Annotated in this window: 2 protein-coding genes and 1 pseudogene; all 3 read right to left on the reverse strand. The window is 64.3% G+C overall.

What is annotated here, in order from left to right:
* A partial coding sequence (crtI, locus tag AC062T_RS01355; protein WP_476026686.1) for a phytoene desaturase family protein occupies nt 1-1,456 on the reverse strand: 1,456 nt, incomplete at its 3' end.
* Nucleotides 1,453-2,412, reverse strand: coding sequence for a phytoene/squalene synthase family protein (locus tag AC062T_RS01360; RefSeq protein WP_476026688.1), 960 nt, complete (start codon nt 2,410-2,412; stop codon nt 1,453-1,455). The genes crtI and AC062T_RS01360, both read right to left, overlap by 4 nt.
* Nucleotides 2,412-2,629 (reverse strand): annotated as a pseudogene (locus AC062T_RS01365) (polyprenyl synthetase family protein); the annotation flags it as partial. The pseudogene AC062T_RS01365 and the gene AC062T_RS01360, both read right to left, overlap by 1 nt.

The following is a 2,629-nucleotide window of genomic DNA, read 5'->3' on the forward strand; positions in this document are numbered from 1 at the left end:
TGCTGGAACTGCCGGCATAAAGCAGCCCTTCGACCTTGCGGCTCTTGTTGGTGCCGCGAAAGAACGCGCTCTGTTTGAGCACATGGGCGGGGCCGAGCGCAGAGCCCTTCCACGCGTTGAGGTCGCGCTCGAAATCGGCCGGGCCCACCGTGCGCCGCAGAACGATTCGGGAGGCAAGGTCGGGGATGCCCACCCACTCTGCGATCTGATCGATCACCCGATCGCCGAGGGCGTCCAGATCGGTGAGCGGGGGATCGGCGGGGATGGGAACGAGCACGAACACGTTTGAGTGACCTTCGGGCGCAACCGCAGGGTCAACCCCGCTGGGCTTGCAGATATACAGGCTCGCCGTATCGGGGATTCGGGTCTCGGCACCAAAGATCGCATCGAAGTTGGCACGCCAGTCACGGGCGAAGAGGAGCGTGTGGTGCTCGAGCTCGGGGAGGTCACCCTCGACACCCAGGTAGAGCAGCATCGCGCCGGGACCCGATACTCGCGAGCGCCAGTATTTCTCGGGATAGGTCTGGTATTTCTCGGGCAGCAGCTGCGTCTCGCTGTGGTGCAGGTCGGCGGTCGACACCACCAGGTCGGCGGCCAGATAGTTGCCGTTGGCGAACTGCACTCCCGTGACCTTGCCATCGTCGACGACGATGCGATCGACGGCGGATGATGTGCGAATCTCGACCCCCGCATCCGTCGCCAGGGTGGCGATGCGGTCGATGATGGTCGTGAAACCGCCCATGGGGTAGTAGACACCGTCGGTCATATCGAGGTGGCTCATCAGGTGGTACATGCTCGGCGTTGTGAACGGCGAGGAGCCAAGAAAGACGGCGGGGTAGCCGAGAATCTGGCGCAGGCGATCGTCGCGAACCGTGCCCGCGGCCCTGCGGTCGAGGCTCTGCAAGAGAAGACGCGCAAGGGTCGGGAGGCGCTTGAGCACGTCCCACCGCAGGAGAGGTTTGAATGATTCGAATGTGGAATAGAGAAAGCGCTTCTTGGCCATCTCATACGTGTCGGTCGCGGAGTCGAGGTATCGAGAGAGGCGCAGACCAGAGGTGGGTTCGAGGCTATCGAAGAGGTCGATGTTCTCTTGACGGTCCGACGTTATTGCGATGGGCTGCGGGTCGCCCTCAAAGAACACCCGATAACCGGGGTCGAGGCGCACCAGGTCGAGCTGCTCGAATGCCGAGGTGCCCATAAGCCTGAAGAAGTGATCGAAGACCTCGGGCATGAGGTACCACGACGGGCCCGTGTCGAAGCGAAAACCCTGCGACTCCCACAGCCCGGCCCGGCCGCCGACGACCGGCTGCTTTTCGAGCAGCGTGACCGTGTAGCCCTCACGGGCGAGCAGCCCAGCCGCGGCCAGGCCCGTGATACCGCCGCCAATAACGATGGCGGATCGGGGCGAGCCAGCGTGCTGCGCGCCGCTGTCGACGGCGGTGTCTTCGTTACTCATGCGCGGGGCATCCTGCCCGCCATCGCCTGTGCCACCAGCCGCGCCTTGACCGCGGTCGGCACGCTCACCCGCACCTGAACGATCTCGGATGCGGGGGTAGACCTCAGACGCCGGGCCAGCTCGGTGAACAGCGATTGTGCGAGACACACCGCGCGGCGGCTCTGCGAAGGAAGAAGCGGCAGGGATGCCAGCGAAACCCTGAGGTCAGAGTCAATGTCGTCGAGAATGGCGCTTTTGTCTGCCTCGGTGAAACCCTCAACGCTGACGGCGGGAAAGTAACTGCGCCCGAGGGCCTCGTAGTCATCGCCTAGATCTCGCAAGAAGTTGATCTTTTGAAACGCCGCCCCGAGCGCACGCGCGCCAGCGGTGAGCTCGACGAGTTGTTGCTCACTGCGGTCGTGGCCCGCGAGGAACGCTTCGAGGCACATGAGACCGATTACCTCTGCCGAGCCATAGACATAGGCCGAGAAGCTATCCGGATCGTGCACAACCTCCGTGAGATCCGCCCTCATGGACGCGAAAAACGGGCGGGTGAGGTCGGCGCCGAATCCCACCTCCCTGGCCGTCGTAGCGAATGCATGCACGATGGGATTTGTGCTGTAACCCGAACCGATGGCCTCCTCGGTCTGAGCCTCAAGATCATCGAGCGCGCGACCCGCCAGCGCAGGCGTGAGCCCGGCATCCGCAGACGCACCATCAACGACCTCATCGGCCACCCGCACGAGCGCGTAAATGTTGGAGATATGCCGCCGAACGGCAACGGGGAGCAGGCGCGTTGCCGCGCCAAACGAGGTCGAATACTGCTGGATGACCACGGCCGCGGCCTGCTCACACACACGCGTGTAGAGATCGAACCGCGTCGACGAGCCGTTGGTCTCCACGACACCATTGTTACCCACCTGCTGCGGCATGTGTGCCCCCATTCCCGTGCCGGTCGAACCTTCCCGCTGTGCCACTACCGCCCCCGCCTGATGACCTGATCGATGAGCGGTTCGAGCGTGCGTCGCAGCGGCTCGGGGATGTGGTCGCGGGCGAGCACGGCGCGAGCCCTGGCGATGTGGTCCGCGAGCAGACGCTCCGCGTACGACCGCGCTCCGCTCTCTTCTAGCCGAACCCGCAGGGTTGCGGCCTCATCATCCGACAGCTGGGGCGAACCAAAGGTGGGCGCGATCA

It is taken from the genome of Homoserinimonas sp., assembly GCF_056262345.1.